We start from the raw sequence: 25266 nt of genomic DNA, 5'->3' as shown, positions 1-25266 counted from the left end.
TCCTAGGTTATCCACAGGCTTACTGACCGAGCCAGTCGCGGTCCTGCAGGAAGTATTCGGTCAGGCGCGCTTCTTCGCTGCCGGGCGCGGCCTTCCAGTCGTAGCCCCAGCGCACCTGCGGCGGCAGCGACATGAGGATGGACTCGGTGCGGCCACCGGACTGCAGGCCGAACAGGGTGCCACGGTCATAGACCAGATTGAACTCCACATAGCGGCCACGGCGGTATTCCTGGAACTCGCGCTGCTGCGGCGTGTAGGGCGTGTCCTTGCGGCGCTGGACAATTGGCAGGTAGGCATTGATGTAGGCATCGCCGATGGCGCGGATGAAGGCGAAGCAGGTGTCGAAGTCCCACTCGTTCAGGTCATCGAAGAACAGGCCACCAATGCCGCGTGGCTCGCCACGGTGCTTGAGGTGGAAGTAGCGGTCGCACCAGGCCTTGTAGCGCGGGTACACGTCGGCGCCGAACGGCGCGCAGGCCTGCTCGGCCACGCGGTGCCAGTGGATGCAGTCTTCTTCATTGCCGTAGTACGGGGTCAGGTCGAAGCCGCCGCCGAACCACCAGACAGCCTCTTCACCTTCCTTTTCGGCGATGAAGAAACGCACGTTGGCGTGGGAGGTGGGCACATGCGGGTTGTGCGGATGGATCACCAGCGACACGCCCAGGGCCTCGAAGCCACGGCCCGCCAGCTCGGGGCGGTGGGCACTGGCCGACGGCGGCAGGCCGGCGCCGAACACATGGGAGAAGTTGACCCCGCCTTTCTCGATCACCTTGCCGTCGCCGATCACCCGCGTGCGGCCCCCGCCACCGGCTTCGCGCACCCAGGCGTCCTCGACGAAGCGGGCGCCGCCGTCTTCTGTTTCGAGGGCAGAGCAGATGCGATCTTGCAGGTCGAGCAGGTAGGCTTTCACGGCCTCGGTGCGGCTAGTCATCGGGTCACCAGGAACGGGCAGGGAAGAATTCGCCGCGTAGCATACCACCGCCAACCCACGCGCCGCAGTTGACGGCGATCATGCAAAGGCGTCCGATAGAAGGCCTTTCCCGATCCCGACGACAGGAGTGCGAGATGGCCAAGCGTATCCAGTTCAGCCAGCATGGCGGCCCGGAAGTGCTGCAGTTTGTGGAATTCGAACCAGCCCCACCCGGGCCACAGCAGGTACGTGTGCGTAACCATGCGATCGGCCTGAACTTCATCGATACCTACTTCCGCAGCGGGCTGTATGCGCCGCCGTCCCTGCCTTCGGGGCTAGGCACTGAAGCGGCTGGCGTGGTCGAGGCCGTGGGCGAGGGCGTGACCCGGTTGAAAGTGGGTGACCGCGTGGCCCATGCCGGCGGCCCGCTGGGCGCGTACAGCGAAGTGCATACGCTGCCGGAAGCCAACCTGGTCAAGTTGCCCGACAACATCAGCTTCGAGCAGGCGGCGGCGGTGATGCTCAAGGGTTTGACCGTGCAGTACCTGCTGAAGCAGACCTATGAGGTGAAGGCGGGTGACGTGATCCTGTTCCACGCAGCAGCTGGCGGCGTGGGTTCGTTGGCGTGCCAGTGGGCCAAGGCCTTGGGCGCCAAGCTGATCGGGACCGTGAGTTCTGCCGAGAAGGCCGAGCGGGCCATGGCGCTAGGGGCGTGGGCGACCATCGACTACAGCCATGAGGACGTGGTCAAGCGGGTGCTGGAGCTGACCGACGGCAAGAAATGCCCGGTGGTGTATGACGGTGTGGGTGCCGATACCTGGCTGACCTCGCTGGACTGCCTGCAGCCTCGTGGGTTGATGGTGAGCTTTGGCAATGCCTCAGGCGCGGTGAGCGGGGTGAACCTGGGAATTCTGGCGCAGAAGGGTTCGCTGTATGTGACCCGGCCGACCCTGGCGAGCTATGCCAACAATGCCGAGAATACCCAGGCCATGGCCGATGACCTGTTTGCGATGATTGGTAGTGGGAAACTGGTAGTGGATATCCAGCAGCGGTATCCGCTGAGTGAGGCGGCCAAGGCACAGAGCGAGTTGTCGGCACGGCGTACGGTGGGGTCGACGGTTCTCTTACCTTGAGAGAAGTAGATCAAGCCTATACATAGAATAAGAATTTTGGCAGTGGTATTGCTGCGTTAGATCGTTAAAACAGGCGAGCGCAGCAATACCATTGCCATAATTCTTTGACAAGAAAACTTCATATCGATAATCAGGCGAAAGCAAATTTCAGATAATTGCCTTCAGACCTCTTTTACACCCAGGGCGCACTTATAAGTACTTCTCTCCCCAATCATTACAGTCTTACCAGAAACTACGTAATTTTTTCCAGAAACATGTAAGTTAGAGTCTTTCTCTAGATGCTTGAACAGGAATTCCGCATCATTGACCGGAAGCGGCGTTCCTGGTACTCCACCACTCAACACCAGCACACTATATTCATAATTCATTTCAAAACACCTCAGTTGTAAGTGCAGGTCAACGGTGCCTAATAAAACAAGACAAAACAACTGGTATTTCTAATAGTTTTGTATTTTCAAGTATTGTGTTAGCGCAGAGTCAATACAGTTGGCCGAAAACAGCTAGGGAGTCGGCGCGCGGTGCGTGAGTCGAGCAAATTGGCGCATAGGGGTGAACTCGTACAATGATTTTTCCATCGCCGGATCGGTCAGCGAAAACCAGTTCAAAGGATGTCTCCGGTCGTACACCGCGGTGAATGGTACGCGCAGGACTGTGGGGTCGACTGTACTGATCCCCTGAGCCTACTCCCACAGGTTTCCTATGAACTGGGGTCAACCACTATAACTGTGGGAGCGGGTTTACCCGCGAAGAAGACAACGCGGTTGATGGCACCGGCTTCGCCGGTGTTCGCGGGTAAACCCGCTCCCACAGGGATTTGCGTCGGCCTTGAGGGCAGCGCTATGCCTGTGAGGGTCGGCTTGTCGGTGGTAGGGCCGACTCGATGCCATCGAGTATCGCCTCCACCACACCCTCTGCCATTTCAATCGCATGCAGGTTCGACCAGAACATGCCACGGCCTTCTTCACGCATGTAGTCCAGGGCTTTGTAGCCGGTCTAGTAGGCGCTGCGCAGGTACAGGGCCACGTGGACCAGAGCGTCTTCGGCGGAAATGTTCGGGTTTACGGTGAACAGCGGTTCATGGCCGCGCCCATTCGTTACCACGCGAATAGGTGGCAGCTGTACGCGGGGTGGTGACGCGGCTCGTAGGATATTTCCCAATCCTCAAACCGGACAGCCATTCCGGACAAAATCAGAAAAATCTGGGGGGCTTGGCCCTGACCTGTGGGAGCGGGCATGCCCGCGAACACGGGCGCAGCCCGTGCCAGGCACCGCGTTGGATTCTTCGCGGGCTCGCCCGCTCCCACAGGAGGTCGCGACCAGGCCAGTGGATATGTATCAGCCTGGCCGAACGACTTCGCCAGTGGCCAGGTTGCGAATCACACTCGGGTTCTTCCTTCCACCCAACGCCCCGCCCAGCACCAGATCCAGCTGCCCATGGAAGTACTGCTCCACCCGCAACCGGGTCTTCGCCGCCGGGCGCCCGCCCGGGTTGCATGAAGTGGAAATCAACGGCCCCACCAGCGCGCACAGCTCACGCACCACCGGATGGTCGCTGACCCGCAACGCCACGGTGTCATGCTCCCCGGTCACCCACTCGGGCAACAGGTCCTGGTGCGGCACCAGCCAGGTATTCGGCCCCGGCCAGGTGCTGCCCATGCGATCAATCCAGTCCTCGGGGAAATCCTCGAACAAAAAGTCGAACTGGCGGATGTTGTCGGCGACCAGGATCAGGCCTTTATCCACAGGCCGGGACTTCAGCGCCAGCAGGCGATACACCGCGTCCTCGTTCCACGGGTCGCAGCCCAGGCCCCAGACCGCTTCCGTCGGGTAGGCAATCACTGCGCCCGCCCGGATCTCACGTGCGGCTTGTTGCACACGAAAACTGCTCACCATTTCTGTTACTCCGCCTAAATACCTTGCTGGTGAGCAGTGTACTTAGCCCGCGCGGGCAAACCAACGCCCGGCTTCATTGCTGACCCGGCCTTCCAGTTCAAGCTCGGTCAGCTGTGCCAGCACATCGGCCAACGGCTGCTCGCTGCAGTGGGCCAGGCTTTCGCTGGTCTGCGGCGCGGCATGCAGCAGGGCAAGCAGGGGATGGTCGAATTTGTCCACAACCGCAGGCGGCAGGTTCTGCCAGCCCTGCAGGCTTTCCAGGATCTGTTCCACGCTCTCCACCAGCAGCGCACCGTCACGAATCAACTGGTGGCAGCCCTTGGCCCCGGGGTGGTGAATGGAGCCCGGTATGGCATACACCTCACGGCCTTGCTCGGCGGCCAGGCGTGCGGTGATCAGCGAACCACTGGCCAGGCTGGCCTCGACCACCAGCACGCCCAGCGACAGGCCACTGATGATGCGATTGCGCCGCGGGAAGTTGCCGGGCAGTGGCCCGGCATCCAGCGGGTACTCGGAAACCAGCGCGCCGCCATTGTCGATCATCGCTTGCGCAAGCGACTTGTGGCGCTGTGGATAAAGTTTTTGCAACCCCGTGCCGAGCACGCCAATCGTGCCGCCACCCGCCTGCAGTGCGGCCCGATGAGCGGCACCGTCGATGCCCACGGCCAAGCCGCTGGTAATGGTGAAACCGGCCTGCGCCAGGTAACGGGAAAATGCCGCAGCGGTGTCGAGCGCCGGGGGTGAAGCACGTCTGCTGCCCACAATTGCCAGCTGTGGGCGCTCGAGCAAGGCCGGCTCGCCAGCGATGAAAAGCAGCGGTGGGGCATCGTCGATTTCCGCCAATAGTGGCGGGTAGCCAGGGTCGTCCCACATCAGTAAATGCTGGCCCGGGCGCTCTAGCCAGGCCATTGCGGCCAGTGCACCTTCACGTACTTCGGCACTGCGGCGGGCATCGATGGTGGCCTGTGGTATGCCCAATGCGCGCCAGGCGCCGGCCGGTGCGCACAGTGCCGACGAAGCACTGCCAAAGGCTTCCAGCAAGGTGTTAAAGCGACGCAATCCTGTTTCCGGCAGCCGGTGCAGGCGCAATCGCGCCTCCAGTTCGGCAGGCGGAAGAGGCGACAAATGGTAGCTCTGCATATGGATCATCCTTGATCGAAATAGGGCCATCGACGTGGCACAAGCTGTGGATAACTTTGTTGATAACGCTTTGACAACCTGTCCATCGAATGGGCTATAAGCAGCCCTTGGAAACCCTAGCCGAGCTTTGCCAGGTGCTGAAATCCCCGTTTCCCTTTATTATGTGTGCTCAGTTTTCAACCGAACGCACAGTGACTGCCTGACCTTATGGCCATCTTGAACATTCTCGAATTCCCGGACCCGCGCCTGCGCACCATCGCCAAACCGGTGACGGAGTTCGACGACGCCCTGCGTCAGCTGATCGACGACATGTTTGAAACCATGTACGAAGCCCCTGGCATCGGCCTGGCTGCCACCCAGGTCAACGTGCACAAGCAGGTCGTGGTCATGGACCTCAGTGAAGACCGCAGCGAGCCGCGCGTCTTCATCAACCCCACGGTCGAAGAGCTGACCCACGACATGGGCCAGTACCAGGAAGGCTGCCTGTCGGTACCTGGCTTCTACGAGAACGTCGACCGCCCGCTGCGTGTGCGGGTCAAGGCCCAGGACCGCGACGGCAAGCCGTACGAGCTGGAATGCGAAGGCCTGCTGGCGGTGTGCGTGCAGCACGAATTCGATCACCTCAACGGCAAGCTGTTCGTCGACTACCTGTCGCAACTCAAGCGCGACCGGATCAAGAAGAAGCTGGAAAAGCAGCACCGCCAGCAAGCCTGATCCCCACCTTCCAGAAGGCTTGCTCCGGCAAGCCTTTTTCTTTTTTGAAGCGAGAACTCCATGCGCATCGTCTTTGCAGGCACTCCAGAGTTTGCCGCCGAACACCTCAAGGCCTTGCTCGACAGCCCCTACGAGATCGTGGCCGTCTACACCCAGCCCGACCGCCCAGCCGGCCGCGGCCAAAAGCTGATGCCGAGCCCGGTCAAGCAACTGGCTGTGGCCCATGACATCCCGGTGTTCCAGCCGCCGACCCTGCGCAACGCCGAAGCCCAGGCCGAACTGGCCGCGCTGCAGCCGGACCTGATGGTGGTGGTCGCCTATGGCCTGATCCTGCCGCAAGTGGTGCTGGATATCCCGCGCCTGGGCTGCATCAACAGCCACGCCTCGCTGCTGCCACGCTGGCGCGGTGCCGCACCGATCCAGCGCGCCGTGGAAGCCGGCGACGCCGAGAGCGGTGTGACCGTGATGCGCATGGAAGCAGGCCTGGACACCGGCCCGATGCTGCTCAAGGTAGCCACCCCGATCAGCGCCGAAGACACCGGCGGCAGCCTGCACGACCGCCTCGCACAAATGGGCCCGCCGGCTGTAGTCCAGGCCATCGCCGGCCTGGCCGACGGTTCGCTGCACGGTGAAGTGCAGGACGATACCCTGGCCACCTATGCGCACAAGCTGAACAAGGACGAGGCGCGTATCGACTGGAGCCGCCCGGCCGTCGAACTGGAGCGCTTGATCCGTGCCTTCAACCCGTGGCCGGTGTGCCACAGCACCCTCGATGGCGAAAGCGTGAAAGTGCTGGCCGCCAACTTGTCCACAGCGGCAGGGGCCCCTGGCGAGATCCTCTCCGCCAGCAAGGACGGCCTGGTGGTCGCCTGCGGTGACCAGGCGCTGAGCCTGACCCGCCTGCAACTGCCTGGCGGCAAGGCGCTGAACTTCAGTGACCTGTTCAACAGCCGCCGCGAGAAATTCGCCAGCGGCAAGGTGCTGGGCCAATGAACCCTCGCCTCGCCGCCGCCCGTGCCCTTGCCGCTGTGCTCAGCGGCAAGGCCTCGCTGAACAGCTCGCTGCCGGCGCAACTGGACAAGGTCGATGAACGCGACCGCGGCCTGACCCAGGACCTGGCGTTCGGCACCGCGCGCTGGCAACCCCGCCTCGACCTGCTGGCCGCGCAACTGCTGCAGAAGCCGTTCAAGGCCGCCGATGCCGATGTGCAGGCGCTGCTGCTGGTCGGCCTGTACCAGCTGTTCTACAGCCGTATCCCGGCCCACGCCGCCATCGGCGAGACCGTTGGCTGCGCCGACAAGCTGAAGAAACCATGGGCCAAGGGCCTGCTCAATGCCGTGCTGCGTCGCGCCCAACGCGAGGGCGAAGAGTTGCTGGCCGGCATGGAGCGCGACCCGGTGGTACGCACTGCCCACCCGCGCTGGCTACAGAAGTCGCTCAAAGCCTTCTGGCCGGAGCAATGGGAGGCCATCTGCGCCGCCAACAATGCCCACCCGCCGATGATCCTGCGGGTCAACCGCCGCCACCACAGTCGCGACGCCTACCTGGCACTGCTGACCGAAGCGGGCGTTGGCGCCAGCGCCTGCCAGTACAGCCGTGACGGCATCGTGCTGGCCGAAGCCTGCGACGTGCGCGGCCTGCCAGGCTTTGCCGAAGGCTGGGTGAGCGTGCAGGACGAAGCCGCGCAGCTGTCCGCCGACCTGCTGGAACTGGCCCCCGGCCAGCGCGTGCTCGACGCCTGCTGTGCACCGGGCGGCAAGACCTGCCACCTGCTGGAAGCCGAAGCCGGCCTGGCCCACGTGGTGGCCATCGACCTCGAAGCCAAGCGCCTGACCCGTGTGCGCGAGAACCTCGACCGCCTGCGGCTGGACGCCGAGCTGATTGCCTGCGATGCCCGTGACACCGCCAGCTGGTGGGACGGCAAGCCGTTCCAGCGCATCCTCCTCGACGCACCATGCTCGGCCACTGGCGTGATCCGCCGCCACCCGGACATCAAGCTGACCCGTCAGGCCGACGACATCCCGGCCCTGGCCACGCTGCAAGGCGAGCTGCTCGATGCCCTGTGGCCGACCCTGGAAGTGGGCGGCATGCTGCTGTATGCCACCTGCTCCAGCCTGCCGACCGAGAACACCGAAGTGATCGACGCTTTCCTCGCCCGCACCCCGGGCGCCCGTGAGCTGGACCTGGCCACCGAAGCCGGCCTGCGCCAGCCCCACGGCCGCCAGTTGCTGGCCCAGGAGGGCGGCCACGACGGTTTCTACTATGCCAAGCTGATCAAGATCGCCGCCTCGCGCGGATAAGAACAAAAGGTAGGGAGTAGCGGATGAAGATCATCATCCTCGGCGCAGGCCAGGTAGGCGGTACGCTGGCTGAGCACCTGGCCAGCGAAGCCAACGACATCACCGTGGTCGACACTGATGGCGACCGCCTGCGCGACCTGGGCGACCGCCTGGACATTCGCACCGTGCAAGGCCGCGGCTCGCTGCCTACGGTGCTGCGCCAGGCCGGTGCCGACGACGCCGACATGCTGGTGGCAGTAACCAACAGTGACGAGACCAACATGGTCGCCTGCCAGGTGGCCTATTCGCTGTTCCACACCCCGACCAAGATCGCCCGGGTGCGCGAGTCGGCCTACCTGACCCGCGAAGAGCTGTTCGACAACGACCATATCCCGGTCGATGTGCTGATCAGCCCCGAGCAGGTGGTGACCAACTACATCAAGCGCCTGATCGAGCACCCGGGCTCGCTGCAGGTGATCGACTTCGCCGAAGGCAAGGCCCAGCTGGTGGCAGTGAAGGCGTACTACGGTGGCCCGCTGGTGGGCCAGCAACTTCGCCAGATCCGCGCGCACATGCCCAACGTCGACACCCGCGTGGCGGCCATCTTCCGCCGCGACCGTCCCATCACCCCGCGGGGCGACACGGTGATCGAAGCCGACGACGAAGTGTTCTTCATCGCCGCGAAGAAGGACATCCGCGCGGTGATGGGCGAGCTGCGCCGTATCGACGAAACCAACAAGCGTGTGGTCATCGCCGGTGGCGGGCAGATCGGCGAACGCCTGGCCGAGGCCATCGAAAGCCGTTACCAGGTGAAGATCATCGAGATGAGCCCGGCCCGTTGCCGACACCTCTCCGACACCCTGGAAAGCACCGTGGTGCTGCAGGGCAGCGCCTCGGACAAGGACCTGATGCTCGAGGAGAACATCGCCGACGCCGACATCTTCCTGGCCCTGACCAACGACGACGAAGCCAACATCATGTCGTCGCTGCTGGCCAAGCGCCTGGGTGCGCGCAAGGTGATGACCATCATCAACAACCCGGCCTATGTCGACCTGGTGCAGGGTGGTGACATCGACATCGCCATCAGCCCGCAGCTGGCGACCATCGGCACCCTGCTGGCGCACGTACGCCGTGGCGACATCGTCAGCGTGCACTCGCTGCGCCGCGGCGCGGCCGAGGCTATCGAAGCGGTGGCGCACGGCGATTCGAAATCGAGCAAGGTGGTCGGCAAGGCGATCGAAGACATCGCCCTGCCGCCAGGCACTACCATCGGCGCGATCATCCGTGATGAAGAGGTGATGATCGCCCACGATGACACCATGATCGAGTCGGGCGACCATGTGATCCTGTTCGTTGTGGATAAAAAGCATATTCGGGATGTGGAGAAGCTGTTCCACGTCGGCTTGAGTTTCTTCTAGGAGCACAGGGCATGCGCGAATCGCTGGAGAAAATGCTGGCCAAGGGTGTGGATAACCCGTTGCTGAGGTTCGGGCTGGGCAAGGCCTGGCTGGATGAAGGCAATGGCGCTGAAGCGGCGGTACACCTGGCGCGCTGCGTGGAACAGGACCCGAAGTACTCGGCGGCGTGGAAGCTGCTGGGCAAGGCGCATCAGCTGCAGGGTGACCTGGCGGCGGCGCGCAAGGCCTGGGAGGAGGGGATCGTCGCGGCGCAGGCCCATGGCGACAAGCAGGCCGAGAAAGAGATGACCGTGTTCCTGAAGAAACTCAACAAGACATCAGGTTGACGCGATCCCTGTGGGAGCGGGTTCACCCGCGAATGCGATGCTGGATTCACCGACGCATTCGCGGGTAAACCCGCTCCCACAGGGGGACAGTGAAACAATCAATACCAGCGTGGCTCGCCGGCCGGGCGCTTCTTGAAGCGCTTCATGCTCCACATGTACTGGCTGGGGTACTCGCGCACATAGCGCTCGACCACCTTGCTCATTGCCGCCGCCGACACCGTCACGTCGGTGCTGTACATCTCTTCCGGCGCCGCCTCCAGGAACACCTTGAAGCCCGAACCATCCGGCAGCCGCAGGGCATGCAGGAACACCCCCACCGCCTTGCCCCCGGCCAGCATGTTCGGCACGAACTTGCTGGTCAGCGCCTGGGTGCCCAGGAACGGTACGAACACCCCCGCCGACTCCGCCGGCTCCGGGTCGGCAGGAATACCCACCTGGCCACCACGGCGCACTTCCTTGATCACGCTGAGGATGCCTTCCTTGGTCGAAGGCGCCACGCGGTTGCCCATCTGCACGCGCTGCTCGCGCAGCAGGTCATCCACCGCCTTCAGCTTCGGCGGGCGGTAGAAGATGATCGGTTTGCACTGGTTGCAGTAGAAGTGGTTCAGCACCTCCCAGTTGCCCAGGTGGCTGGTGATACCGACCACACCCTTGCCCGAAGCCAGGGCCTGCTCCAGCACTTCCAGGCCGTGCACTTCCTTGACCAGCTCCAGCGAGCGCTGCGGCGGCCAGATCCAGGCACAGGCACTTTCGACGAAGGATTTACCGATATCCTTCAACGCGCGACCCACCAGTTGCTCGCGTTCGACCGGGTCCATCTCCGGGAAGCATTTGGCCAGGTTGATACGCACGACATTGCGCGAGCCGTTGGGGATCTTCCACATCAGCCAGCCGATACCGGCGCCAACGCGCTGCACAGCGCCCCAGGGCAGCTTGGCAAACAGACGCAGCACCCCGACCATCAGGGCGCCCTTGAACTTTTCCACAGGCGAATTCCTTATTTCAGCAAGGCGCGCATTGTAACCCCTCAACGCAACAAGGCGGCGTAGCGATCGCAATCGGTGGTGTGGTCCATGACCATGCCGGTGGCCTGCATGAAGGCATAGCAGATGGTCGGGCCAACGAAGGTGAAGCCGGCTTTCTGCAGGGCTTTGCTCATTACCTTGGCTTCATCGGTAACCGCTGGTACCTCGCTGCGCCCCGTGAAGTGGTTGATCTTCGGCGCCCCACCAACAAACGACCACAGCCATTCGGCGGGGTTATCCACAGCCAGCCAGGCCTGCGCGTTACGCCTGGCAGCCTTGAGCTTGAGGCGGTTGCGGATGATACCGGCATCCTGCATCAGCTCCTCGATGCGTTCGTCGCTCATGACGGCGAGTTTCACCGGATCGAAGCCGTGCATCACCTCGCGATAACGCTCGCGTTTGCGCAATACGGTGATCCACGACAGCCCCGCCTGGAACCCTTCGAGCAAAAGCATCTCGAACAGCAACGCCGGGTCACGCTGTGGCGTTCCCCATTCCTGGTCATGGTAGGCCTGGTACAACGGATCGTCGGTACACCAAAAGCAGCGTGGCATAAGGCTCCAATGAGTAGAGGGCGAGGCGAATCAGGTTATACTCCCGCTCTTTACATCCGCATCCCCAGATACAGGTGAATTTCGTGAGCCAGCCTACGCCAGCCGTGCGTACCTTCCAAGACCTGATCCTCGCCCTGCAGAACTACTGGGCCGAGCAAGGTTGTGTGGTGCTTCAGCCCTACGATATGGAAGTAGGCGCCGGCACTTTCCACACCGCTACATTCCTGCGCGCCGTGGGTCCAGAAACCTGGAACGCCGCCTATGTGCAGCCTAGCCGTCGCCCTGCCGACGGGCGGTATGGCGAAAACCCCAACCGCCTGCAGCACTACTACCAGTTCCAGGTGGTACTCAAGCCCAACCCGGCCAACTTCCAGGAGCTGTACCTCGGCTCGCTGAAAGCCATCGGCCTGGACCCGCTGGTCCACGACATTCGCTTCGTCGAAGACAACTGGGAATCGCCGACCCTCGGCGCCTGGGGCCTGGGTTGGGAAATCTGGCTCAACGGCATGGAAGTCACCCAGTTCACCTACTTCCAGCAGGTAGGCGGCATCGAGTGCTACCCGGTCACCGGTGAAATCACCTACGGCCTCGAGCGCCTGGCCATGTACATCCAGGGCGTCGACTCGGTGTACGACCTGGTGTGGGCCGACGGCCCGTTCGGCAAGGTCACCTACGGTGACGTGTTCCACCAGAACGAAGTGGAGCAGTCGACCTACAACTTCGAACACGCCAACGTCGAGAAGCTGTTCGAACTGTTCGACTTCTACGAAAGCGAAGCCAACCGCCTGATCAAGCTTGAGCTGCCGCTGCCGACTTATGAAATGGTCCTGAAGGCCTCGCACACCTTCAACCTGCTGGACGCCCGCCGCGCCATCTCGGTAACCGAGCGCCAGCGCTACATCCTGCGTGTACGTACCCTGGCCCGGGACGTGGCGCAAAGCTATCTGCAAGCCCGTGCACGCCTGGGCTTCCCGATGGCTACCCCTGAACTGCGTGACGAAGTGTTGGCTAAGCTGGAGGCTGCACAATGAGTGCTCAAGATTTCCTGGTAGAACTGGGCACCGAAGAGCTGCCGCCGAAGGCCCTCGCCAGCCTCGGCGAAGCTTTCCTGGCCGGTATCGAGAAAGGCCTGCAGGCCGCTGGCCTGAACTACACCGGCAAGCAGGTATACGCCGCGCCGCGTCGCCTGGCCGTGCTGATCCGCCAGCTGGACGTGCAGCAGCCTGACCGCAGCATCAACATCGACGGCCCGCCCCTGCAGGCTGCTTTCAAAGACGGCGAGCCGACCCAGGCTGCCTTGGGCTTTGCCAAGAAATGCGGTGTGGAGCTGTCGGAAATCGACCAGAGCGGCCCCAAGCTGCGCTTCTCCCAGCACATCCCGGGCAAGGCCACCGCTGGCCTGCTGCCGACCATCGTCGAAGATTCGCTCAACGACCTGCCGATCCCCAAGCGCATGCGCTGGGCGGCCAGCCGTGAAGAGTTCGTGCGCCCGACCCAATGGCTGGTGATGCTGCTGGGCGACCAGGTGGTCGACTGCACCATCCTGTCGCAGAAGGCCGGCCGTGAATCCCGTGGCCATCGCTTCCACCACCCGGAAAACGTGGTCATCACCACCCCGGCCAACTACGTCGAAGACCTGCGCAAAGCGTACGTGCTGGCCGACTTCGCCGAGCGCCGCGAGCTGATCAGCAAGCGTACCGCCGAGCTGGCCATGCAGCAGGAAGGCACAGCCATCGTGCCACCGGCGCTGCTGGACGAAGTGACCGCTCTGGTGGAGTGGCCAGTGCCGCTGGTGTGCTCGTTCGAGGAGCGTTTCCTCGAAGTGCCGCAGGAAGCCCTGATCACCACCATGCAGGACAACCAGAAGTACTTCTGCCTGCTGGACAGCGAAGGCAAGCTGCTGCCGCGCTTCATCACCGTGGCCAACGTCGAAAGCCGTGACCCGAAGCAGATCGTGCAAGGCAACGAGAAGGTCGTGCGCCCACGCCTGACCGATGCCGAGTTCTTCTTCAAGCAGGACAAGAAGCAGCCGCTGGAAACCTTCAACGAGCGCCTGAAGAACGTGGTGTTCCAGGCTCAGCTGGGCACCGTGTACGACAAGGCCGAGCGCGTTTCCCGGCTGGCCGCCTTCATCGCCCCGCTGATTGGCGGCGACGCCCAGCGCGCCGGCCGTGCCGGCCTGCTGTCGAAGTGCGACCTGGCCACCGAGATGGTCGGCGAATTCCCTGAGATGCAGGGGGTTGCCGGTTACTACTACGCGCTCAACGACGGTGAGCCGGAAGACGTGGCCCTGGCCCTGAACGAGCAGTACATGCCGCGCGGTGCTGGCGCCGAGCTGCCGCAGACCCTCACCGGTGCTGCCGTGGCCATCGCCGACAAGCTCGACACCCTGGTCGGCATCTTCGGCATCGGCATGCTGCCGACCGGCAGCAAGGACCCGTACGCCCTGCGCCGTGCTGCCCTGGGCGTGCTGCGTATCCTGATCGAGAAGCAGCTGGACCTGGACCTGACCGGCGCGGTCGAGTTCGCAGTCAAGCAGTTCGGCGCCAAGGTCAAGGCCGCCGGCCTGGCCGAGCAGGTACTGGAGTTCATTTTCGACCGCCTGCGTGCACGCTACGAAGACGAAGGCATCGACGTGGCCACCTACCTGTCGGTACGTGCCCTGCAGCCAGGTTCTGCCCTGGACTTCGACCAGCGTGTGCAGGCTGTACAAGCCTTCCGCAAGCTGCCGGAAGCCGAGGCCCTGGCGGCGGTGAACAAGCGCGTGTCGAACCTGCTGAGCAAGGCCGAAGGCGCCATCGCCGATCACGTCGAGCCGAAGTACTTCGACAATGCCAACGAGTTCTCCCTGTACTCGGCCATCCAGCAGGCCGACCAGGCCGTGCAACCGATGGCAGCTGCACGCCAGTACAGCGAATCGCTGGCCCGCCTGGCGGCCCTGCGTGACCCGGTCGACGCCTTCTTCGAGGCAGTGATGGTCAACGCCGAGGACGCCAAGGTACGCGCCAACCGTTATGCCCTGCTCAGCCGCCTGCGCGGCCTGTTCCTGGGCGTGGCCGACATTTCGCTGCTGGGGTAAGCCTTGAAACTGCTGATTCTCGACCGTGACGGAGTCATCAACCACGACTCCGACGCCTACATCAAGACGCTGGACGAGTGGGTGCCGATCCCTGGCTCGGTCGAAGCGATCGCGCAGTTGAGCAAGGCGGGCTGGACGGTGGCCGTTGCCACCAACCAGTCCGGCATTGCCCGTGGCTACTATGCGCTGGCAACCCTCGAGGCCATGCACGCGCGCCTGCGCGCGCTGGTGGCCGAGCAGGGTGGCGAGGTGGGCCACATCGTGTATTGCCCGCACGGGCCGGACGAAGGCTGCGATTGCCGCAAGCCCAAGCCTGGCATGCTGCGGGCGATCGCCGAGCATTACCAGGTCGGCCTGGAAGGCGTCTGGTTCGTTGGCGACAGCAAAGGTGACCTGGAGGCCGCCCTGGCCGTCGGTGCACAACCCGTGCTGGTGAAAACCGGCAAGGGCGAGCGGACCCTGGAAAAAGGCGTCCCGGAAACTACACTGATTTTCGACGATCTGGCAGCTATCGCCAGAGAACTAATTTAAACAGTGCGCCTTCGGGCGCATTTTTCTCAGGCGGGCATGCCCCGCAATGGTACAAGCCACTATGTCGATCCTGCAGGCGATCAGAATCTTTCTTTTTTACCTGCTGCTGGGCACCAGTTCGCTGCTGTGGTGCTCGCTGAGCTTCTTCGTCGCGCCGTTCCTGTCGTTCCCCAAGCGCTACAAGTTCATCAACGTGTACTGGTGCCGTTGCGCGTTGTTCCTGGTGCGCACCATCCTGGGTATCGACTACAAGGTCACTGGCGCCGAGAACGTGCCTGATGAGCCTTGCGTGATCCTGTCCAACCACCAGAGCACCTGGGAAACCTTCTTCCTTTCCCAGTACTTTTCGCCGCTGAGCCAGGTGCTCAAGCGCGAGTTGCTGTACGTGCCGTTCTTCGGTTGGGCCATGGCCATGCTGCGGCCGATCGCGATCAACCGTGACAACCCCAAGGAAGCCCTGCGCCAGGTAGCCAGCAAGGGTGATGAGTTGCTCAAGCAGAAGATCTGGGTGCTGATCTTCCCGGAAGGGACCCGTGTGCCGTTCGGCACCATGGGCAAGTTCTCCCGTGGCGGTACCGCGCTGGCGGTGAATGCCGGGCTGCCAGTGCTGCCGATTGCCCACAACGCCGGCAAGTTCTGGCCGAAAACCGGTTGGGGCAAGCGCGCTGGCACCATCGAGGTGGTGATTGGCAAGCCGATGTACGCCAACGGCACCGGGCCACGGGCCATTGCCGAGCTCAACGACCGCGCCGCGGCGTGGAACGAAGCGACCCAGCGGGCCATGGGTTCGCTGCCGCCAGCAGAGGAAAAACCCCAGGAGCAGATGGCCTGACCATCTGTGGATAACTTGTGAACTGTTTTTGGATTAAATGCCTGAAGTGATAGCTAAGTGTTTGAATTAGCTGTTTATTTCTGTGTATGACATTTTTCTGAAAATCGTGCATAAGTTTTTTTGGGGCATAAGAAAACCGGCTTTTACAGCCGGTTTTTTTATGGGCTCGGTAGCAGGATTGCACCCTCTGTGGGAGAAGACTGTGGGAGCGGCCTTGCGTCGCGAAAGGGCCGCAAGGCGGCCCCGGCAATTCATGCATCACAGCTGAAATCCTGGGGCCGCTGGGCAGCCCAATCGCGACACAAGGCCGCTCCCACAACAAGCGCTTCAGCGCCTGAGCATTTGGTGCAGGCCTTGAGCTGCGTCAGATCTTGTCGATATCCACATCCTTGGTTTCTTTCAGGCAGAAGATCCCCACCACCAGGCTGACCCCGGTCACCAGCACCGGGTACCACAGCCCGTAGAAGATATCCCCCGTATACACCACCAGCGCGAACGACACCGTTGGCAGGAAGCCACCGAACCAGCCGTTGCCAATGTGGTAGGGCAGCGACATCGAGGTGTAGCGGATACGGGTCGGGAACAGCTCGACCATTACCGCCGCCAGCGGCCCATAGGTCATCGTCGCGATCAGGATCATCGCCACGATCAGCACCACCACCATCACCTGGTTGACCTGAGCAGGGTCGGCCTTGGCCGGGTAGCCGGCCTGTTCCACCGCTGCACGCATGGCCGCTTCGTCGAAGCCGTTGATGGTCTTGTCACCGATGTTCACCACCACATCGCTACCGGCCACATCCACCGAGCTATAGGGCAGGCCCTGCTTGACCAGGAAAGTCTTGACCTTGTCGCACGGGCTGTCGAAACGCGCCTTGCCCACCGGGTCGAACTGGAAGGTACAGCCTTGTGGGTCGGCAGTGACCACGATCGGCGCCTGGCGGCTGGCCGCGTCGATCTGTGGGTTGGCGTAGTGGCTCAGCGCCTTGAACAGCGGGAAGTACAGCAACGTGGCCAGCAGCAGGCCGAGCATCAGGATCGGCTTGCGGCCAATACGGTCGGACAACCAGCCGAAGAACACAAAGAACGGCGCACCAATGACCACGCTGATGATCAGCAAGGTATTGGCCTGTGCCGGGTCCATCTTCAGCATCTGGGTCATGAAGAACAGCACGTAGAACTGCGCCGTGTAGAAGGTCACGGCTTGCCCGGCGTTAATGCTGAACAAGGCGGTAAGCACCACTTTCAGGTTCGGCCAGGAGGTGAACGACTCACGGATCGGCGACTTGCTGACCTTGCCTTGGGCCTTCATTTTCACGAAGGCCGGCGACTCGTGCATGCTCATGCGGATCCAGGTGGAAATCGCCAGCAGCACGATCGACAGCAGGAACGGCAGGCGCCAGCCCCAGGTTTCGAACTGGTCACCACTGATATAGCGGCTGCCCAGCACCACTACCAGAGACAGCAGCAGGCCGAGGGTGGCGGTGGACTGAATGAAGCCCGTGTGGAAGCCGCGCTTGCCGGGCGGCGCATGCTCTGCCACATAGGTGGCCGCACCGCCGTACTCACCGCCCAGCGCCAGCCCCTGCAGCATGCGCAGGACCACCAGAATGATCGGTGCTGCGATGCCAATGCTGGCGTAGGTGGGCAACAGCCCCACCGCGAAGGTGGACAGGCCCATCAGCACGATGGTGACCAGGAAGGTGTACTTGCGCCCGATCATGTCGCCCAGGCGGCCGAACACCAGCGCGCCGAACGGCCGCACCAGAAAGCCGGCGGCAAAGGCCATGAGGGCGAAGATGAAGGCGGTGGTATCGTTCACGCCAGCGAAGAACTGCTTGCTGATGACCGCTGCCAACGCACCATAGAGAAAAAAGTCATACCACTCGAAAACTGTCCCGAGGGATGACGCGAAAATGATCTTGCGTTCTTCACGGCCGCTGGCGCTGCTGGCCGCCGCACCCTGCTCTTGGATGTAATCCGACATCGTTGCTGTCCTCGGCCCGCAGGCCACAGTGATTATTCTTGTTGTTCCACTGTCGGCAGCTTCTGACCGCTAGCTGCCGGTACTGCACGCACCCCGGGGTCAGGGCGTCGGTATCGCGTCTTCGTTCAGATAGGTCTGGGTAGCAGCTCCTTTGAGAATCAGTTGCGCCGCTTTCTCGGCGATCATCAGGGTGGGTGAACAGGTATTGCCGGAGGTGATCTGCGGCATGATCGAGGCGTCAGCCACGCGCAGGCCGGGGATGCCGTGCACGCGCAACTGGTTATCCACAACGTCCAGTTCGCCATTGCCCATGCGACAGGTGCCGACCGGGTGAAAGATGGTGGTGCCGATCTTGCCGGCGGCTTCGAACAGCTCTTCCTCGGTTTGCAGGGCTGGGCCCGGCAGGTATTCCCTTGGGTCGAACGCAGCGAGGGCAGGGGCCTGGACGATGCGCCGGGTAAGGCGAATGGCATCGGCGGCGACGCGCAGGTCCTGGGGGTCGCTGAGGTAGTTGGGGTCGATCAGCGGCGTGCTGTTCATGTCGCTGCTGCGGATATCGATACGCCCGCGGCTGGCCGGGCGCAGGTTGCACACCGAAGCAGTAAAGGCCGGGAACCTGTGCAGTGGCTCGCCGAAGCGTTCAAGTGACAGCGGCTGCACGTGGTACTGCAGGTTGGCGGTGGCCTGCTCCGGGCTGGAACGCACGAACGCGCCCAGTTGGCTCGGCGCCATGGCCAGCGGGCCACTGCGGTCATAGAGGTAGCGCAGGCCCATGCCCATCTTGCCCCACAGGCTGTTGGCCATCTGGTTCAAGGTGCGGGTATTGCGGATCTGGTAGATCAGGCGCAGTTGCAGGTGATCCTGCAGGTTGCCGCCAACGCCTGGCATGTCGTGACGCACGCCAATGCCCAGGCTTTCCAGCAACTGGCGCGGGCCGATGCCGGAGCGCTGCAGGATACCGGGTGAGCCCACCGCACCCGCACAGAGGATGATCTCGCGACGCGCCGCAAACTCGTGCCAGGCACCTTGCCAGAACGCCTTCACCGCCCGTGCTCGGGTGTTGTTGAGCAGCACCTGGTCAACCTGGACGCTGGTCAGCACAGTGAGGTTGGGGCGGTCCTTGATCGGCCTCAGGAAGGCCTTGGAGGCGTTCCAGCGCACACCACCGCGCTGGTTGACCTGGAAATATCCACAACCCTGGTTGTCGCCGGTATTGAAGTCATCGACCTTGCCGATACCACTTTGTTCGGCGGCATCGCGGAAAGCATCGAGGATCGGCCAACTGTAACGCTGGCGCTCGACCCGCCATTCGCCGTCACCGCCGTGGTGCTCACTGGCGCCGGCAAAGTGGCTTTCGCTGGCCTTGAACAGTGGCAGGACATCCTTCCAGGCCCAGCCGTCGTTGCCTTGCTCGGCCCAACGGTCATAGTCGGCGGCCTGGCCGCGCATGTAGATCATGCCGTTGATCGAGGAGCAGCCACCCAGCACCTTGCCCCGTGGATAGCCCAGCGCACGACCGCCCAGGCCAGGCTGCGCCTCGGTCTTGAAGCACCAGTCGGTGCGCGGGTTGCCGATGCAATAGAGATAACCGACGGGGATATGGATCCAGGGATAGTTGTCACGGCCACCCGCTTCCAGCAGCAGCACGCGGCAGGAAGGGTCGGCGGACAAACGATTGGCCAGCAGGCAACCGGCGGGACCGGCCCCTACGACCACGTAGTCGAAGACAGAATCGGCTGATGGCATGTGCAACCTCGGGCCTGATTATTATTCTTGTCCCGATCCATCTTAGTGAGTAATTTCGTGGAGGAAACACGAGATTTCGCGCAGCCGCTGTGCGTTTTAGCACAGGGGTAAGCCTGTACCGCCCTCTTCGCGGGCACGCCCGCTCCCACAGGGATCGCGTTACCTTGTGGGAGCGGGCGTGCCCGCGAAGAGGCCGGAACGAACTGCCAAAAAGGATCAGCATGTTCGACTGGAACGATCTGCGGTTTTTCCTCGAGTTGCAGCGCAGCGGCCGCTTGCTTACCGCCGCCAAGCGCCTCAACACCACCCACAGCACCGTGGCCCGGCACATCGAGAGCATCGAGCAAAGCCTGGGTACTGCGCTGTTCGTGCAGCATGCCCAGGGCTATGAACTGACCCCCTCGGGCCAGGCTCTGCTCAAGCACGCCGAGGCCATGGAAAACGTCGCCCTGCTGGCGCAGGAAGAAATCACCCAGGCCATCACGCCGCTGGGCAAGATTCGCCTGGGGGTGACCGAAGGCATCGGCATCATGTTCTTCACCCCGCGCATGAATGCGCTGTTCGACCGCTACCCCGGCCTGGAAGTGGAGCTGGTGGCGGTGCCGCGCTTCGTCAGCATCCTCAACCGCGAGGCAGAGATCAGCATCCACCTGGAACGGCCCAACGCCGACCTGCTGATCACCCGCAAGCTCACCGACTATCGCCTGGCCCTGTACGCCAGCCAGGCCTACCTGGACCGCGCGCCACCGCTGCGCAACCGCGAGGACCTGGCCCGGCACAGCTGGATCGGCTACGTCGACGACTTGCTGTTCAGCCAGGAACTGCTGTTTCTCAACAGCTTCTGCCGGGCCCCCAACGTGGTGTTTCGCAGTACCAGCGTAATCGCCCAGCAAACCGCCGCCCGCGCCGGGCTGGGCATTGCCGTACTGCCCAACTACATGGCCCGCCACGACCCGACGCTGGTGCGCGTGCTGCCTGGCGAAACCATCCAGCGTAGCTACTGGATCTGCACCCGCCGCGAACTGCACAAGTCGGTGCGCCTGCGGGTAGTGTGGGACTACCTGCTGGCGCTGTGTGCGGCAGAACAGGGCGAGCTGTTAGCCCAGTAGCGCCTTGCCGGCCAGCAGCAAGGCCGCAGCCCAACCGGCCACGGCAAACATCTGCTGCAAGCGCGGCCCGGCCAGCCTGGCCGCCAATGGCCGCGCCAGCAGCAGGCCGAGCACCGCGCCGCCGGCGAACGGGGCGCCAACCTGCCAGTGCATCACCCCTGCCAGGCTGGCGCTGACCACACTGCCGGTGGACACCAGGGCGATCACCGCCAGCGAGGTGGAGACGATGCTGGTCATGCGCAGGTTGGTGTAGCGGTTCAGGGCCGGGATGATGACAAAACCACCACCCACGCCCAGCAAGCCGGACAGCAGCCCGGACAATGCGCCGGTGAAGGCCAGGGCGCGCGCGCAGGGCAGGGTCCAGCGCAAACGGCCCTGCAGCGGGTTCAACACACAGGGCTCGATGTAGCGATGGGCGTCATTGCCTGCGCCGCGCAGTTCCTTGGCCGCCTTGCGCCAGATACGCACGCAGGCGTACACCAGCACCCCGGCGAACACCAATTGCAGTGGCGTGTTCGGCAGGCGGTGCGCCAGCATCAGCCCGAACGGCGCCGCTGCCACACCGATCAATGCGATGAACAGCGCCGCCCGGTAGCGCACCAGCCCCTGACGCAAGCCCAGCACAGCCCCCACCGCCGCTGCCATGCCTACGGCCAGCAGGCCGACCGGTGCCGCCTCGACCATCGACAGGCCCAGGCCGAACACCAGCAAAGGGACAGCGAGAATGCCACCGCCGGCACCGGTCAACGCCAGCACGGCACCGATGATCGCGCCCAGGCCCGCGCCTAATAATTGATGTTCGATCACTGCCCACCCTCGGCGACCAACTGCGGGCGCGCCAGCCACTCGCGGCCCTTGAGCATGCCTTTCCAGTACAAGGGTGGCAGCGCCTGTGCCTTGAGCAACCAGGCCAGACGCGTCGGTTTACGGCCATCCAGCAACCAGCTGGGGAAGCTCGGTGCCAGCTTGCCGCCATAGGTGAATTCGGCCAGGACAATCTTGCCGCGCTCGACGGTGAGCGGGCACGAGCCATAGCCATCGTATCGGGCCAGGGTGGGTAGCCTGCCCAGGGCCACCAGCACATTGTTGGCCACGACCGGCGCCTGCTTGCGGGCAGCGGCGGCGGTCTTGGCATTGCTGGTGTTGGCCACGTCCCCCAAGGCATGGACATTGGTGAAGTGGCGATGGCGCAGGGTGTGCGGATCGACATCGACCCAGCCGGCGCTGTCGGCCAATGGGCTTTCACGAATGAAGTCCGGTGCCACCTGCGGCGGTACCACGTGCAGCATGTCGAACGCCTCGATACGGGTTTCGCTGCTGCCATCGGCCAAGGTACGCGCGAAGGTGGCGCGCTTGTTCGGGCCATCCACGGCTACCAGGCGGTGGGAAAAATTGAGGTCCACAGCGTACTTCTCGATGTACTTCATCAAGGCGGGCACGTAGTCCGCCACACCGAACAACACCGCGCCGGCATTGAAGAAGCTGGCTTTTACGGCCCCCAGGTGACCGTGCCGCAGCCAGTGGTCGCAAGACAGGTACAGCGCCTTCTGCGGCGCGCCCGCGCACTTGATCGGCATGGGTGGCTGGCAGAACAGGGCGCGACCTTGCTTGAGCTTCTGCACCAGCTCCCAGGTATAGGGCGCCAGGTCGTAGCGGTAGTTGGAGGTGACGCCGTTGCGGCCCAAGGTCTCGCTGAGGCCATCAATGGCCGCCCAATCCAGCTTGAGGCCAGGGCAGACCACCAGCTGTTCATAACTGATGGCGCGGCCGCCTTCGAGGAGGACCAGTTGGCCCAGCGGGTCGAACCCCTGCACCCGTGCCTTTATCCAGCGCACACCCCGCGGGATGATCGAGGCCATGGTACGAGCAGTGCTGGGTGCCTTGAACACGCCGGCACCGACCATGGTCCAACCAGGCTGGTAGTAGTGCACCTCGGCGGGGTCGATCAAGGTCACATCCAGCGACGGGTCACGGCTGATCAGGCTGGAAGCAGTGGCGATGCCGGCGGCACCGGCACCGACGATGACCACTTTGTGGTGGTCGGTATTGGCAGGGGACAACAAGGCAGACATGGCGGTAAATCCTGGAAATCTGGTTATGGGGCAGGGCGGTCACAGCTTGTTCAGCGGAATCTTCAGGTAGCTCACACCGTTCTCTTCCGGCGCGGGGAACTGGCCGCTGCGCATGTTCACCTGCACCGAAGGCAGGATCAGCACGGGCATGTCGAGAGTCTTGTCGCGGGCTTCACGCATGGCGACGAAGCTGTCCTCATCGACACCCTGATGGATATGAATATTGCTGGCGCGCTGCTCGGCCACGGTGGTGACGTACTGCATGTCGCGGCCACCTGGCAGGTAGTCGTGGCACATGAACAGCCGGGTCTGGTCGGGGAAGGCCAGCAAGCGACGGATCGAGCGGTACAGGGTGCGAGCATCGGCCCCCGGGAAGTCACAGCGAGCAGTACCGTAATCGGGCATGAACAAGGTGTCGCCGACGAACACCGCGGTCTCGCCGGCGTCCTCGATCATGAAGCTCATGCACGCAGGCGTGTGCCCTGGGGTGTGCAGCGCGCGGGCATGCAGGTTGCCAATGCGAAAACCTTCCTCGTCTTCGAACAGCACATCGAACTGGCTGCCATCGCGGGCGAAGCCAGGCTCGGCATTGAACAAGGCGCCGAACACTTTCTGTACCTGGGTGATGTGGGCGCCGATGGCGGTATGGCCGCCGAGCTTTTCCTTCAAATAAGCCGCTGCCGAAAGGTGGTCGGCATGCACATGGGTTTCCAGCACCCACTGCACGCTGGCTTCAAGCTCGGCCACTCGCTGGATCAGGCGGTCGGCCGAGGCAGTGCAGGTGCGCCCGGACTTGGGGTCGTAATCCAGCACACTGTCAATCAATGCGCACTGGTGGGTTTCAAGGTCCATGACCAGGTAGCTGATGGTCGAGGTCGCCTGGTCGTAAAAGGCGTCCACGTGCAGGTTGTTGCCGATGATCATCACGTTCTCCAATTTATCCACCCGGCCTTGTACAGGCGCAGGCAGTGCCAGGAGGTTTATCAAGATGCATGCCAGGCATTTTCTCGCGAGCGGGCCAATGAAACCGGCCCGTTGCTGACAGTTGCCGATGACAGTGGCAGCGCGGCTGGCAGTCGACTGTCAGCCAATGGCAGTGTTTGGCAGTCCTTGTTACCCTGCGCCGGTCATCCAATCGGTGCCGTCATGCCTGAAGCCCATCCCCTCATCCTAGCCCTGGTTTCCTACCTTGAGCACGATGCCCTGCCAACCATCGTGCTGGATACCGACTACAACATCCTGGCCGCCAACGCTGCCTATCGCCGCCAGTTCGGTCGCCATGAGCAGGCGCCGCTGGGCGAAAAATGCCACAGGGTCTCGCACCACTATGCCGTACCTTGCGACCAGGCCGGCGAGCATTGCCCGATGCGCAAGGCATGGCACAGCAAGATACCGGAGCGGGTGCTGCACATTCATCACACGCCACGCGGCCCCGAGCATGTGGATGTCGAGCTGCGGCCGATCCTGGATGAACAGGGCAGGGTGGTGGCCTTTGTCGAACGCCTGACCAGCATCACCCTCGCATCGGCGCAGCCCCAGGAGCAAGGGCTGGTCGGCCGGGCGCCAGCGTTCAAGGCGGCCCTGGCCAGCCTGCAGCGTGCTGCGCCGGCGCAGATCCCGGTGTTGCTGCAGGGTGAGTCGGGTACCGGCAAGGAACTGTTCGCCCGCGCGGTGCACATGGGCAGCCCAAGGGCCAACGGCCCATTGGTGGTGGTCGACTGTACCGGCCTGACCGAGTCGTTGTTCGAGAGCGAGCTGTTCGGCTACGAGAAGGGCGCGTTCACTGGCGCCAACCAGCGCAAGATCGGCCTCGCCGAAGCGGCGCATGGCGGCACCCTGTTCCTCGATGAAATTGGCGAAGTACCGCTGGCGATGCAGGTGAAGCTGCTGCGCCTGATCGAGTCCGGCAGCTTCCGCCCGGTGGGTAGCCTGCGCACGGTGCATTCGGATTTTCGTCTTGTTTCAGCGACGCACAAACCCCTCCGGCAAATGGTGGCGGATGGTACCTTCCGCGAAGACCTGTATTACCGCATCAGCGGCTTCCCGATCCGCCTGCCGGCATTGCGCGAACGTGTGGAAGATTTACCCCTGCTAGCGCAGAGCCTGTTGCAACGCATGGCAGGCAAGCCGACGCCCAGGCTGAGCGACGATGCCTTGCAGCAGCTTGGCCTGCATCCATTCCCGGGCAACATTCGCGAGCTGCGCAACATTCTGGAAAGGGCACGCCTGTTTGCCGATGACGGGCTGATCCGGCCGGAGCATTTGCCGGAGGATATCGGACCGGCGGGGGCGATCAAGGCAGGTGGCCGGCGCAATCACCTGGGTGAACTGGCGCAGGCACTGGAACAGTTCAAGGGCTCGCGCAGTGAACTGGCCCGTCACCTTGGCCTGAGTGAGCGCACGCTGTATCGCCGGTTGAAGGAACTTGGCCTGAATTGACGCGTGGGCTGCGCCGGCCCTATCGCCGGCAAGCCGGCTCCCACAGGTACGTCACAGGACCTGAATACAGCACCACACCCGC

Annotated in this window: 23 protein-coding genes and 2 pseudogenes; 12 read left to right on the top strand and 13 right to left on the bottom strand. The window is 63.1% G+C overall.

The genetic code is table 11. The features are described 5' to 3' along the window. Positions 1 to 19: 19 nt before the first annotated feature. Positions 20 to 931 carry an oxygen-dependent coproporphyrinogen oxidase gene (gene hemF / locus J5M71_RS08470; protein ID WP_014754944.1) on the bottom strand — a complete coding sequence of 304 codons (912 nt, stop codon included), beginning with the start codon at positions 929 to 931 and terminating at the stop codon, positions 20 to 22. A 134-nt stretch (positions 932 to 1065) separates the two neighbouring features. On the opposite strand from hemF, the gene J5M71_RS08465 reads away from it, so the two are divergent. Continuing rightward, on the top strand, positions 1066 to 2043 hold the full coding sequence (locus tag J5M71_RS08465) for an NADPH:quinone reductase (protein WP_207831438.1): 978 nt from the start codon (positions 1066 to 1068) through the stop codon (positions 2041 to 2043). Positions 2044 to 2204: 161 nt separating this feature from the next. Here the strand turns inward: J5M71_RS08465 and J5M71_RS08460 are convergent, their stop codons facing one another. The 5 genes and pseudogenes from J5M71_RS08460 to dprA all read right to left on the bottom strand — a co-directional run bounded on the left by J5M71_RS08460 (position 2205) and on the right by dprA (position 5076). Next, positions 2205 to 2411 carry a hypothetical protein gene (locus J5M71_RS08460; RefSeq protein ID WP_207831436.1) on the bottom strand — a complete coding sequence of 69 codons (207 nt, stop codon included), beginning with the start codon at positions 2409 to 2411 and terminating at the stop codon, positions 2205 to 2207. Between the two features lie 135 nt (positions 2412 to 2546). After that, positions 2547 to 2654, bottom strand: a pseudogene (locus tag J5M71_RS08455) (IS5/IS1182 family transposase); the annotation flags it as partial. A 226-nt stretch (positions 2655 to 2880) separates the two neighbouring features. Beyond that, positions 2881 to 3159, bottom strand: a pseudogene (locus tag J5M71_RS29240) (hypothetical protein). A 219-nt stretch (positions 3160 to 3378) separates the two neighbouring features. Continuing rightward, positions 3379 to 3936, bottom strand: a complete 558-nt coding sequence (locus tag J5M71_RS08450) for an L-threonylcarbamoyladenylate synthase (RefSeq protein ID WP_023660948.1) — start codon at positions 3934 to 3936, stop codon at positions 3379 to 3381. A gap of 42 nt (positions 3937 to 3978) precedes the next feature. Next, on the bottom strand, positions 3979 to 5076 hold the full coding sequence (gene dprA, locus J5M71_RS08445) for a DNA-processing protein DprA (protein ID WP_207831433.1): 1098 nt from the start codon (positions 5074 to 5076) through the stop codon (positions 3979 to 3981). A gap of 207 nt (positions 5077 to 5283) precedes the next feature. On the opposite strand from dprA, the gene def reads away from it, so the two are divergent. The 5 genes from def to J5M71_RS08420 are packed head-to-tail and all read left to right on the top strand — an operon-like array spanning position 5284 to position 9813. After that, positions 5284 to 5790 (top strand): peptide deformylase, encoded by a 507-nt coding sequence (gene def / locus J5M71_RS08440; protein WP_051097836.1) that lies wholly within the window; start codon positions 5284 to 5286, stop codon positions 5788 to 5790. 60 nt (positions 5791 to 5850) lie between these two features. Next, entirely contained in the window at positions 5851 to 6783 is a 933-nt protein-coding gene (gene fmt / locus J5M71_RS08435) for a methionyl-tRNA formyltransferase (protein ID WP_063912308.1), read from the top strand. Continuing rightward, entirely contained in the window at positions 6780 to 8090 is a 1311-nt protein-coding gene (gene rsmB / locus J5M71_RS08430) for a 16S rRNA (cytosine(967)-C(5))-methyltransferase RsmB (protein WP_207831431.1), read from the top strand. The genes fmt and rsmB overlap by 4 nt, the downstream gene beginning before the upstream one ends. Positions 8091 to 8113: 23 nt before the next feature. Continuing rightward, a complete protein-coding gene (trkA, locus tag J5M71_RS08425) occupies positions 8114 to 9487 on the top strand; it encodes a Trk system potassium transporter TrkA (protein WP_013970264.1) in 1374 nt (457 codons plus the stop codon). Between the two features lie 11 nt (positions 9488 to 9498). Beyond that, entirely contained in the window at positions 9499 to 9813 is a 315-nt protein-coding gene (locus tag J5M71_RS08420; protein WP_061550195.1) for a tetratricopeptide repeat protein, read from the top strand. 98 nt (positions 9814 to 9911) lie between these two features. Here the strand turns inward: J5M71_RS08420 and J5M71_RS08415 are convergent, their stop codons facing one another. Together J5M71_RS08415 and J5M71_RS08410 are read right to left on the bottom strand one after the other, a co-directional pair. Next, positions 9912 to 10799, bottom strand: a complete 888-nt coding sequence (locus J5M71_RS08415) for a lysophospholipid acyltransferase (RefSeq protein WP_063912307.1) — start codon at positions 10797 to 10799, stop codon at positions 9912 to 9914. A 41-nt stretch (positions 10800 to 10840) separates the two neighbouring features. Further along, the gene (locus J5M71_RS08410; RefSeq protein WP_207831429.1) at positions 10841 to 11392 is read right to left on the bottom strand and encodes a DNA-3-methyladenine glycosylase I; all 552 of its coding nucleotides are present in this window, start codon (positions 11390 to 11392) and stop codon (positions 10841 to 10843) included. An 83-nt stretch (positions 11393 to 11475) separates the two neighbouring features. Here J5M71_RS08410 and glyQ point away from each other — a divergent pair, with 83 nt between their 5' ends. From glyQ to J5M71_RS08390, 4 genes are read left to right on the top strand one after another with little or no spacing between them, the layout of a single operon-like run. Beyond that, complete coding sequence (glyQ, locus tag J5M71_RS08405) at positions 11476 to 12423, top strand: glycine--tRNA ligase subunit alpha (RefSeq protein WP_023377955.1); 948 nt, start codon at positions 11476 to 11478, stop codon at positions 12421 to 12423. Further along, complete coding sequence (gene glyS, locus J5M71_RS08400) at positions 12420 to 14471, top strand: glycine--tRNA ligase subunit beta (protein WP_063912305.1); 2052 nt, start codon at positions 12420 to 12422, stop codon at positions 14469 to 14471. The genes glyQ and glyS overlap by 4 nt, the downstream gene beginning before the upstream one ends. 3 nt (positions 14472 to 14474) lie before the next feature. Next, positions 14475 to 15002 carry a D-glycero-beta-D-manno-heptose 1,7-bisphosphate 7-phosphatase gene (gene gmhB, locus J5M71_RS08395; RefSeq protein WP_085601056.1) on the top strand — a complete coding sequence of 176 codons (528 nt, stop codon included), beginning with the start codon at positions 14475 to 14477 and terminating at the stop codon, positions 15000 to 15002. A 46-nt stretch (positions 15003 to 15048) separates the two neighbouring features. Next, entirely contained in the window at positions 15049 to 15834 is a 786-nt protein-coding gene (locus tag J5M71_RS08390) for a lysophospholipid acyltransferase family protein (RefSeq protein ID WP_207831427.1), read from the top strand. Positions 15835 to 16198: 364 nt separating this feature from the next. Here the strand turns inward: J5M71_RS08390 and J5M71_RS08385 are convergent, their stop codons facing one another. Together J5M71_RS08385 and J5M71_RS08380 are read right to left on the bottom strand one after the other, a co-directional pair. Then, on the bottom strand, positions 16199 to 17818 hold the full coding sequence (locus tag J5M71_RS08385; RefSeq protein ID WP_207831426.1) for an MFS transporter: 1620 nt from the start codon (positions 17816 to 17818) through the stop codon (positions 16199 to 16201). A gap of 99 nt (positions 17819 to 17917) precedes the next feature. Beyond that, positions 17918 to 19564, bottom strand: coding sequence for a GMC family oxidoreductase N-terminal domain-containing protein (locus tag J5M71_RS08380; protein WP_207831424.1), 1647 nt, complete (start codon positions 19562 to 19564; stop codon positions 17918 to 17920). 221 nt (positions 19565 to 19785) lie between these two features. Here J5M71_RS08380 and J5M71_RS08375 point away from each other — a divergent pair, with 221 nt between their 5' ends. Continuing rightward, the gene (locus J5M71_RS08375; protein WP_063912301.1) at positions 19786 to 20673 is read left to right on the top strand and encodes a LysR family transcriptional regulator; all 888 of its coding nucleotides are present in this window, start codon (positions 19786 to 19788) and stop codon (positions 20671 to 20673) included. Here J5M71_RS08375 and J5M71_RS08370 read toward each other — a convergent pair. From J5M71_RS08370 to J5M71_RS08360, 3 genes are read right to left on the bottom strand one after another with little or no spacing between them, the layout of a single operon-like run. Beyond that, positions 20662 to 21480 (bottom strand): sulfite exporter TauE/SafE family protein, encoded by an 819-nt coding sequence (locus J5M71_RS08370; protein ID WP_207831422.1) that lies wholly within the window; start codon positions 21478 to 21480, stop codon positions 20662 to 20664. The genes J5M71_RS08375 and J5M71_RS08370 overlap by 12 nt on opposite strands. After that, on the bottom strand, positions 21477 to 22745 hold the full coding sequence (locus J5M71_RS08365; protein WP_207831420.1) for an FAD/NAD(P)-binding oxidoreductase: 1269 nt from the start codon (positions 22743 to 22745) through the stop codon (positions 21477 to 21479). Before J5M71_RS08365 ends, J5M71_RS08370 begins: the two co-directional genes overlap by 4 nt. 39 nt (positions 22746 to 22784) lie before the next feature. After that, positions 22785 to 23669: an MBL fold metallo-hydrolase gene (locus J5M71_RS08360; protein WP_207831419.1), complete on the bottom strand. Its 885-nt coding sequence runs from the start codon at positions 23667 to 23669 to the stop codon at positions 22785 to 22787. A 222-nt stretch (positions 23670 to 23891) separates the two neighbouring features. On the opposite strand from J5M71_RS08360, the gene J5M71_RS08355 reads away from it, so the two are divergent. Continuing rightward, positions 23892 to 25184 carry a sigma 54-interacting transcriptional regulator gene (locus tag J5M71_RS08355; RefSeq protein ID WP_207831416.1) on the top strand — a complete coding sequence of 431 codons (1293 nt, stop codon included), beginning with the start codon at positions 23892 to 23894 and terminating at the stop codon, positions 25182 to 25184. Positions 25185 to 25266: the final 82 nt, after the last annotated feature.

The sequence above is a fragment of the Pseudomonas sp. 43(2021) genome (genome assembly GCF_017490805.1).
In the GTDB taxonomy this organism is placed as follows: Bacteria; Pseudomonadota; Gammaproteobacteria; order Pseudomonadales; family Pseudomonadaceae; genus Aquipseudomonas.
This window is presented reverse-complemented; position numbering and strand designations above follow the sequence as displayed.

Bases quoted from the DNA above. Each gene is read 5' to 3' on its own strand.
- hemF (WP_014754944.1), bottom strand. From the start codon at position 931: ATGACTAGCCGCACCGAGGCCGTGAAAGCCTACCTGCTCGACCTGCAA.
- J5M71_RS08465 (WP_207831438.1), top strand. From the start codon at position 1,066: ATGGCCAAGCGTATCCAGTTCAGCCAGCATGGCGGCCCGGAAGTGCTG.
- J5M71_RS08460 (WP_207831436.1), bottom strand. From the start codon at position 2,411: ATGAATTATGAATATAGTGTGCTGGTGTTGAGTGGTGGAGTACCAGGA.
- J5M71_RS08450 (WP_023660948.1), bottom strand. From the start codon at position 3,936: ATGGTGAGCAGTTTTCGTGTGCAACAAGCCGCACGTGAGATCCGGGCG.
- dprA (WP_207831433.1), bottom strand. From the start codon at position 5,076: ATGCAGAGCTACCATTTGTCGCCTCTTCCGCCTGCCGAACTGGAGGCG.
- def (WP_051097836.1), top strand. From the start codon at position 5,284: ATGGCCATCTTGAACATTCTCGAATTCCCGGACCCGCGCCTGCGCACC.
- fmt (WP_063912308.1), top strand. From the start codon at position 5,851: ATGCGCATCGTCTTTGCAGGCACTCCAGAGTTTGCCGCCGAACACCTC.
- rsmB (WP_207831431.1), top strand. From the start codon at position 6,780: ATGAACCCTCGCCTCGCCGCCGCCCGTGCCCTTGCCGCTGTGCTCAGC.
- trkA (WP_013970264.1), top strand. From the start codon at position 8,114: ATGAAGATCATCATCCTCGGCGCAGGCCAGGTAGGCGGTACGCTGGCT.
- J5M71_RS08420 (WP_061550195.1), top strand. From the start codon at position 9,499: ATGCGCGAATCGCTGGAGAAAATGCTGGCCAAGGGTGTGGATAACCCG.
- J5M71_RS08410 (WP_207831429.1), bottom strand. From the start codon at position 11,392: ATGCCACGCTGCTTTTGGTGTACCGACGATCCGTTGTACCAGGCCTAC.
- glyS (WP_063912305.1), top strand. From the start codon at position 12,420: ATGAGTGCTCAAGATTTCCTGGTAGAACTGGGCACCGAAGAGCTGCCG.
- J5M71_RS08390 (WP_207831427.1), top strand. From the start codon at position 15,049: ATGGTACAAGCCACTATGTCGATCCTGCAGGCGATCAGAATCTTTCTT.
- J5M71_RS08385 (WP_207831426.1), bottom strand. From the start codon at position 17,818: ATGTCGGATTACATCCAAGAGCAGGGTGCGGCGGCCAGCAGCGCCAGC.
- J5M71_RS08380 (WP_207831424.1), bottom strand. From the start codon at position 19,564: ATGCCATCAGCCGATTCTGTCTTCGACTACGTGGTCGTAGGGGCCGGT.
- J5M71_RS08375 (WP_063912301.1), top strand. From the start codon at position 19,786: ATGTTCGACTGGAACGATCTGCGGTTTTTCCTCGAGTTGCAGCGCAGC.
- J5M71_RS08365 (WP_207831420.1), bottom strand. From the start codon at position 22,745: ATGTCTGCCTTGTTGTCCCCTGCCAATACCGACCACCACAAAGTGGTC.
- J5M71_RS08360 (WP_207831419.1), bottom strand. From the start codon at position 23,669: ATGATCATCGGCAACAACCTGCACGTGGACGCCTTTTACGACCAGGCG.
- J5M71_RS08355 (WP_207831416.1), top strand. From the start codon at position 23,892: ATGCCTGAAGCCCATCCCCTCATCCTAGCCCTGGTTTCCTACCTTGAG.